Consider the following 7979-nt stretch of genomic DNA (forward strand, 5'->3'; position numbering starts at 1 on the left):
AAACTCAAAACTCAAAACTCAAAACTCAAAACTCAAAACTCAAAACTCAAAACTCAAAACTCAAAACTCAAAACTCATTAATATACTGTAAAATATATTCTATTTTTTATAATACAAAGCCTCTATTGGCGTTGCAAGATTTTTTTCTAGCTAGTCTAATAATAAAAATATATCTTATTAATTCAATATATTATTTGATAATTAAAAATGAAATAATATATTTTGATATGTATTTTCAAAATACAAAAATAATAACTCTTTTTAATATGTATCTTATTTAATAAATATATCAGTTCTAAAATCAATTTATTTATCAAAAAGTCATATATAAAATTAAAGGAGTTTTTATGAATTTAGCACCTGTAGGATTAGTTGTATATAATAGAATAGAACATACAAAAAGAGTAATTGAAGCATTAAAGAAAAATACTTTAGCAATTGATACGGATTTATATATATTTTCAGATGCTCCTAGCAAAGAAGAAGATAAAAAGTCTGTTTCTGAACTTAGGAAGTATCTTAAAACTGTAAAAGATGGTTTTAAAAATGTATACATATATGAAGCTGAAAAAAATTTAGGTATAAAATATTCTACTGTAAAAGCAGTAAATACTATATTTGAAAATCATGAATATTTTATAGGATTGGAAGATGATATAGAAACTAATAAATATTTTCTTGAGTTTATGAATAATGCTTTGAATTATTATAAAGATGATGAAGATGTTATGGCTATAACAGCATTCTCACATAAACATGCTACTAAAAATCATAAATATGATGTTATATTTACATACGCTTTTCATAGCTGGGGTTGGGGTACTTGGAAGAGTAAATGGAATAATATAAATTGGGATACATGTGATACTTCTTGGTATAATAAAAGTATTAAACATAAAATATTAGGATGAGTATATTCATGGTTTCATTTGCTTGCTATAAAAAAGTCTGTAAAAGATGATTTATATATTCAAAATAATTTATGGGATATTTATTATTCATTTATAATGTATAAAAGAAAAAAATTATGTGTTTGGCCTTCAAAAAAATCTTTTACGAATAATATTGGTTTTGATGGTACAGGGTATCATAAATTTAATTTTCATCATGGATACTTTGAAAAAAATTTAGACAATGATAATATGAGTATAGAGTTTTCATCTGATAAAAAAATGAATTTTTTTAAGTATCTAATTATATCAATAAAGATTGGTATATTTAGTTGGTCTAATGGATTTATTACTATGTTTTTTAGTAAATTTTTAAAAAATAAAAAATAATTATTTATAAAAAATTGCTGATATAATTTTATCAGCAATTTTTTGTATTTTATTTAGCCCATTTTTCTATTTTTATAACCCAAGAATTAGTTTGATTGGCAGCTTCAAGACCAACTTCGCTGTCTTCAAATATAATGCTTTCTTTTTCTTCTACATTGAAATGATTAAAGCATTTAAAAAATATTTCAGGGTGAGGTTTCTTTTTTTCTACATCATTACCTGTTATAACAAAATCAAATAATTTTTCAAGCTGGAATTCTTTTAATATTCCATATACTCCTTTTGGTGATGCTGTTGTTGCTAATGCTGTGTATTTTTTATTTTCTTTTTTATTATAGTTATCTATTAAAGTTTCTAATATGAATGGGTGAATTTGTATTAGATTGAGATTTTCTAAATATATCTTTTCTTTTAAATCATGTACAGATTCTATTAATTCATTATCTTTAATTTCATCGTTTGTAAGTTTATTATTTAATTCTAAAATATTTTTTGTAAATACTTTATAATGAAGTCCAAAGCATTTATTATAATAATAATCTTTGTCTAATTCTATATTGAATTCTTTAAGAGCATTGTAATATGAATAATAATTTAAATATGCACTGTCTATGATAGTGCCGTCCATATCGAATATGAGTAGTTTTATATTATTGTTTAACATTTCTAAACCCTTTTATAAATATTTTTTATTATAACATATAAAATAAGGAATTCCAATTTATACTAAAAATGATATAATATTTTTATAAGTTTACTACTAAAAGTAAGGATAAAGTAATTTTAAGAGAAATATATATTTATGAAAAATACAAAATCTAGAATCGAAAAAATTATTAAACTTCTTTCTGAAGGACTTTATGAAAGGGAAGAAATTGTATCTTTAACTCTTCTTAGTGCTATAGCAGGAAAGCCTATATTTTTATATGGCCCTCCCGGAACTGCAAAAAGTTTTATAGCAAAAAGAGTCTCATCTGCATTTAAAGATTCAAAGTATTTCGGATATTTAATGCAGAGATTTTCTACGCCTGAAGATATATTCGGGCCTATTAGTTTGGAAGAGTTAAAGAATGATAAATATATAAGAAAAATTGACGGATATTTGCCTGATGCTGATTTTGCATTTTTAGATGAAATATGGAAAAGTACGCCTGCGATACTTAATACTCTGTTGACTATAATAAATGAAAGAGTTTTTAAAAATGGAAGCGAAGAAATAAAAGTTCCGTTAAAAGCTTTAATTTCAGCAAGTAATGAAACTCCTCCTGAAGGTCAGGGACTTGAAGCATTATATGATAGATTTATAGTTCGTTTAATAGTAAATAATATAAAAAACAGAGATAATTTTGAAAAGATACTTGAAAATACTCAATTAGATTCCTATGTAAATATAGATGATGAATTAAGAATTTCAACTGATGAATGGGTAAATATAAGGAAAGAAGCAAATAATATAAAACTTTCAAAATCTGTTATTGATATCATTCATAATATAAAACTTTCTATAGAAAAATTTAATGAAGATAATAGAGATATAGCAATATATGTGTCAGATAGAAGATGGCAGCATATTTCTTATTTACTTAAAACAGCAGCATATTTGAATAATAAAAATGAAGTTGATATTTATGAAACTATTTTAATTTATAATTGTTTATGGAGTTTAGAAGAGCATATTGATGTAGTCAAAAAGATAGTGGAGAATGCTATAAGTTTATGCTATGATTTGAATAATCAGAATATCAATGAATGGAAAGAAAGTTTTAAGAGTGTTCAGCAAAATATAGATGATGAGTTTTATAATTTAGAAAAAACTTATGATACAGAAAATATTGATGATAAGCCTCATATAGCTAAAACTTTATCTATTAATATTGATGAATACGGCAATAAAGGCGAAACTATCATTTATATACCAATAAAGCAATTAGGTAAAAAAGGTTATTTTTATCCTTTAGATATAGGAAGAAATCAAACAAGAAAATTCAGATGTAATTTTAATAGCTCTGAAAAATGTACTGTTGAAATAAATTCTGCAACTCTGGCAAATGGTTTTGTTTCCGGTATGCTTTCAAAAAATTATGAGTTTCTTTGTGAGGTAGAGCCTGATTTTTATATGAAAAAGGTTAGTCCTAAAAAACTTGAAAAAGAAAAAAAAGATGCTTATTTGAAATTAATAAAGTCTTTAATATCTAGTATTGAAAATATTATAGCTAATTTTAAAAATGACTTTAATAAAAATAAATATACAAATAAAAGCATATTTATATCAGATGAAAATTTCAATTTTTTCACAGAGATGTTTAATTCTTATATAGAAAATCTTGAAAGTGAAAAATTGGATGCAGAAAGATTAAAAAGTGAAATAGAAGAGCATGAAACAATTTAATAATGATTCTTATAAAGATGAAATAAAAAAAACAGAAGCAATGGCTAAAGGAGTCTTTAATAGTGCTTTTAATAATCTTTATAATGATGAAAGATTAACACAAGAATTAGAAATAAAAATCACTAAATGGAAAAAAGATTTAAATGTATTTTTAAATGATAATAATCCGTATCAGGATAATAAAACCGAATTGGATATTGCATTAAAAAAATTAAAAAATACTAGTAAAGAAGATATATTCAATGATTTAAACAGTTTGAATGCTTTATCTATTGATACTAAATTTTGGAGAGAAAAATTATCAAATTCAGATGATTTAAATATATTAAAAAAGAATATAATTTCAGTATGGGAAAAAACTTATAATAAAAAAAACAATGATTGGCTTGTTTCTACAGTAAAAGAAAGAAGGGATAAATTTATTTCTGATATAGAATCTTGGATTAATTTGCTAAAAAAATTAAAGTATATGTCAAATATATTAAGAATAAAGACAGGCGTATTATGGGATTTTAGAGTAGGGGAGTTGGAAGAGGAAGACATATCCTTGCTTAAAAGATGGGTTGATTTTATAAACGAATATAAAGATATAGAAGTCATTTGCGATAGTATGGGTAGAAGAATTGATATAGAAAAATCATTGAAGAATGTTGAGTTTAAAAACACTTACAGCAATACAAATAAAAAAATAAGTTCCAAAGAAGAGATAGTTGGAATATATTTTGCTAAAGATTTAGAAAATGTTATACCTGAAGAACTTTCTTTGTTATGCAATGAAGAAAGTGAAAAATTATTTAAATTAAAATATATAGAAAATAGACTTATGTGCTTTGATAAAAGTGCTTATGTATTTAATAATGAAATGGAGCATTTAGTGAGAGCCGGATATAGAGAAGGCAGAGGCGATATGATTATATGCATAGATACAAGCGGTTCCATGAAAGGTATTAATGAATATATTGCAAAAGCTACCATGTTTAAAATGGTTATGAAGGCTTTGGCTGAAAATAGAAATGCTTATCTTATTAATTTCAGTACTGAGATATATACATGCAAATTTACTAAAGAGAATGGTATTGAAGATTTAATAAAATTTTTAAAGCTTAGTTATCATGGAGGTTCTGATATATACAAAGCTCTTTATGAGGCAAACAGAATGATGAATACATCTAGTTTTAGAAATGCTGATGTATTGGTTTTATCAGATTTTATAATGGAGGATATGCCTAATAATTTAGTAACTATGTGCAGCAAACAAAAAAATAACGGCAATAAATATTTTGCTGTATCTATAGGTCGATTTCCATTCGGATATTCATATAGAAGAGTATTTAACAAACATTGGATATTCGATATAGACACAGGATTAAAATCTATATATTAAAAATCATTTTATTTGTGTCCAATTAGTTTTTATGAAAATATTATCTTTTACATTATAACTAGCAATATAATTAAAGTTTTTTTCAAAGTTAGCATTAGGATCTCCATCTGCTGTTACAATAACATCAATACCATTAATATTTTTATAATCATTAGTTATAATTTTACCTGTAAATGGATTTTTAGGATTATCTAAATGTTTAACAGCTAAATATGGAACATCTGCTATGGTCATAAATGTATTATTAGATACTATTTCTCCTCTAGAGTTAAAATCTTTAAAATAAAGCATAGCATTAAATATTTTAAATCCTCCCATATCATTTTCGTCAAATACAGATGGAGAAAAATATCCTGAATGATCTGAAACTATTATAATTTTTGTATTATCATATGCATTGTTTTCTTTTAAATATTTGAAAAAGTTTGCAAGCTCTTTAAAAGATGCAACTGTGGCATAATAAGTTCTTGCAGAAAAGTCGCCTCCAAAATATTTCATATCTTCATCTGGAACATTTTCAATCTTTGATGAAGGTATAAAATTGCTATTATAATTGAATGGTTCATGTGTTGTATCGCTATGTATAATATTGAAATAATTACCATTTTCATTTATTTTCGTTAAATTTGTTAAGGCTTGTAATAGAGCATATTCTTGTATACTTTTACCAACAATAGCTAAATTTCTTCCAGAATTAGGTATAAACCAATCATTTTTAGCATATAATTTGTTTCTCAAAAAAACAGGAAGCATTCTAAATAACGAAAATCTTACAGCTCTATTTATATTATTGTTTACTATATAATTTGTATTAAAATTATTACTTGAATTGTTATCGAGTAAATTATTTAACTCTTTTTCCATCATACTATTATTTTGATTATATGCTTTTATATTTGTATAATTTTTAAATATAGTTAAATCCGGAGTCCAGGATAAGTTTGCAAAAGAAGGATCAAATGTTACTGATTCATATCCGGCATTATGAAATAATTGAGGCATCATAATTAACGATTCATTATGCTTATCTTTTAAATTATACTTTCCTTCTAATTCAAATGGTACATATTCATATCCCCCGTATAATGCTTGTATACTTCCGAAAGTATTAGCTCCAAAAGCCGCAGTATTTGGATACCATATAAAACCTTCAAATTCTTTTTTTATATCTTCAAATCTATCAAAGACTAGATTTCCAAATTCAGGATTTCCTCTGTCTAATATTATAATAAATATGTTATTTCCTGTTTTAGAAAAGTTAAATATATCATAATTATCATTAATGTTTTTGCTAATAGAAGTAATTTCTAGTAATTTTTTTTGTTCGCTGCTAATCTTTGTAAAATTGAATATTGATATGGTGAACAAACTTATTATTACAATTATAAATAGATTAAATACCAAATTTATTAATTTCTTTTTTATTATTATTAATGTTAAAAATAAAGCTAATAGTATAAAAATAATATTGATCATTATTTGTTTTAAATTAGGTATTAGTAAATATTCTAATTCAAATTTAAAATTACTAGATATATATCCATAATCCATTACCATTATAAAAGTATTGGCTAATGATATTATTGTTATGAATATAAATATAAATGTTATATTATTTTTAAATTTTTCTGAAAATAGAAAATATAAAAATATTGGATACACAAAAAATATACCAATATATTTAAAAAATACAGTAAATATTATGTTAAATGGATTTTCAAATTCTTGTCCTGAAGATGCTATTAATGAGGTTAAAATAAATAAACCTGATAATATTGTTATAGTTGCTAATGAAGATATGAATATTTTTAATCTTAATTTACTTTCTATTTTTATTGAATCTAATATTTTCTTTTTAGATAAAAATACTAGTAAAACTAAAATTGAAATTATAAACCAAATCAATAATAAATCTCTATAAGTTCTAACATGTATAATAAATATTTTTAAAAATGGATATTCCACTGCTGATTTTTTTATTAATATATTTCTTGAAAAATATAAAATAGTCATTATAAATATAAAAATACTGTATAAATAATATATTATCTTAGTAACTAATATAAATATTTTATTATTTGATATGTTATCTATTATATCTTTTATTTTATCAAAATTTATTAAAACTATATTTTTGAAAAATGAAAATGCACAGTTAATAGTCCAATATAATAAAAGTATAGCAGGAGAATTATATAAAAATACTAAGAAGAATAAACTCATTAAAAATATAGGTATTGATTCTTTAAATGTTAATTTTTTAGAATATACAAATGTTGATGCCAATGAAAAAGCTGTCATTACAAAAGGAAGTAAATTTATATAATAATTTCCAATATGAATGATTTTATCCGGCTCACCTAAACTTTTTATAAGCCAAAAACTTTCAGTATTTGCTCCAGTCAAACTTGTAAAAAAATTGTATCCAGCTAAAAAGAAAGGTATTTGTATTAATAATCCTAATACTCCTCTAAAAGCATAAATTGTTTTATATCCATTAATTCTTTGACATGTTCTTATAAGTAAGTATGCTTGATCTCCTTTATATACAGATTTGATATTATCTATCATTGGCTTCATTTTAGACTGCATATCTCTTTCTTTCTGCTGCCATTTTTCTGCGATATTGTACAAAGGAAGTGATAATATATTAATAATTAAACTTACTAAAATAACACTTACAGTATAGCTGCTTTGTGTTGCTACTTTAAAATAATAGAATATTGTTTCTAAAATAAATTCTATAGGGTATATTGTTAGGCTGTAAAGTATATCAGAAAACATTACAATACTCCCAACAAAATGATTTTTGAGATTTTATAGCAAGAAGTAAATTCGTTAAGGTTTGCGGTTTGCGGTTTGCGGTTTGCGGTTTGCGGTTTGCGGTTTGCGGTTTGCGGTTTGCGGTTTGCGGTTTGCGGTTTGC

The 7979-nt window shown here is 23.8% G+C and carries 6 protein-coding genes; 4 read left to right on the plus strand and 2 right to left on the minus strand.

Annotation, left to right across the window (positions count from 1 at the left end; all coding sequences use genetic code 11):
- The first annotated feature begins 347 nt into the window (after positions 1 to 347).
- Together Q0K19_RS14470 and Q0K19_RS14475 are read left to right on the plus strand one after the other, a co-directional pair.
- Entirely contained in the window at positions 348 to 911 is a 564-nt protein-coding gene (locus Q0K19_RS14470; protein ID WP_297249196.1) for a glycosyltransferase, read from the plus strand.
- 18 nt (positions 912 to 929) lie between these two features.
- On the plus strand, positions 930 to 1280 hold the full coding sequence (locus Q0K19_RS14475) for a hypothetical protein (protein ID WP_297249198.1): 351 nt from the start codon (positions 930 to 932) through the stop codon (positions 1278 to 1280).
- A gap of 49 nt (positions 1281 to 1329) precedes the next feature.
- On the opposite strand, the gene Q0K19_RS14480 is transcribed toward Q0K19_RS14475, so the two are convergent.
- The gene (locus Q0K19_RS14480; protein ID WP_297249200.1) at positions 1330 to 1944 is read right to left on the minus strand and encodes an HAD family phosphatase; all 615 of its coding nucleotides are present in this window, start codon (positions 1942 to 1944) and stop codon (positions 1330 to 1332) included.
- Between the two features lie 138 nt (positions 1945 to 2082).
- On the opposite strand from Q0K19_RS14480, the gene Q0K19_RS14485 reads away from it, so the two are divergent.
- Positions 2083 to 3669, plus strand: a complete 1587-nt coding sequence (locus Q0K19_RS14485) for an AAA family ATPase (RefSeq protein WP_297249202.1) — start codon at positions 2083 to 2085, stop codon at positions 3667 to 3669.
- Positions 3656 to 5053: a VWA domain-containing protein gene (locus tag Q0K19_RS14490; RefSeq protein WP_297249203.1), complete on the plus strand. Its 1398-nt coding sequence runs from the start codon at positions 3656 to 3658 to the stop codon at positions 5051 to 5053. Before Q0K19_RS14485 ends, Q0K19_RS14490 begins: the two co-directional genes overlap by 14 nt.
- 3 nt (positions 5054 to 5056) lie before the next feature.
- Here the strand turns inward: Q0K19_RS14490 and Q0K19_RS14495 are convergent, their stop codons facing one another.
- Entirely contained in the window at positions 5057 to 7837 is a 2781-nt protein-coding gene (locus Q0K19_RS14495) for a YidC/Oxa1 family membrane protein insertase (protein WP_297249205.1), read from the minus strand.
- Positions 7838 to 7979 lie beyond the last annotated feature (142 nt).

It is taken from the genome of uncultured Brachyspira sp., assembly GCF_944393015.1.
Classification (GTDB): domain Bacteria; phylum Spirochaetota; class Brachyspiria; order Brachyspirales; family Brachyspiraceae; genus Brachyspira.

Bases quoted from the DNA above. Each gene is read 5' to 3' on its own strand.
- Q0K19_RS14470 (WP_297249196.1), top strand. From the start codon at position 348: ATGAATTTAGCACCTGTAGGATTAGTTGTATATAATAGAATAGAACAT.
- Q0K19_RS14480 (WP_297249200.1), bottom strand. From the start codon at position 1,944: ATGTTAAACAATAATATAAAACTACTCATATTCGATATGGACGGCACT.
- Q0K19_RS14485 (WP_297249202.1), top strand. From the start codon at position 2,083: ATGAAAAATACAAAATCTAGAATCGAAAAAATTATTAAACTTCTTTCT.
- Q0K19_RS14490 (WP_297249203.1), top strand. From the start codon at position 3,656: ATGAAACAATTTAATAATGATTCTTATAAAGATGAAATAAAAAAAACA.
- Q0K19_RS14495 (WP_297249205.1), bottom strand. From the start codon at position 7,837: ATGTTTTCTGATATACTTTACAGCCTAACAATATACCCTATAGAATTT.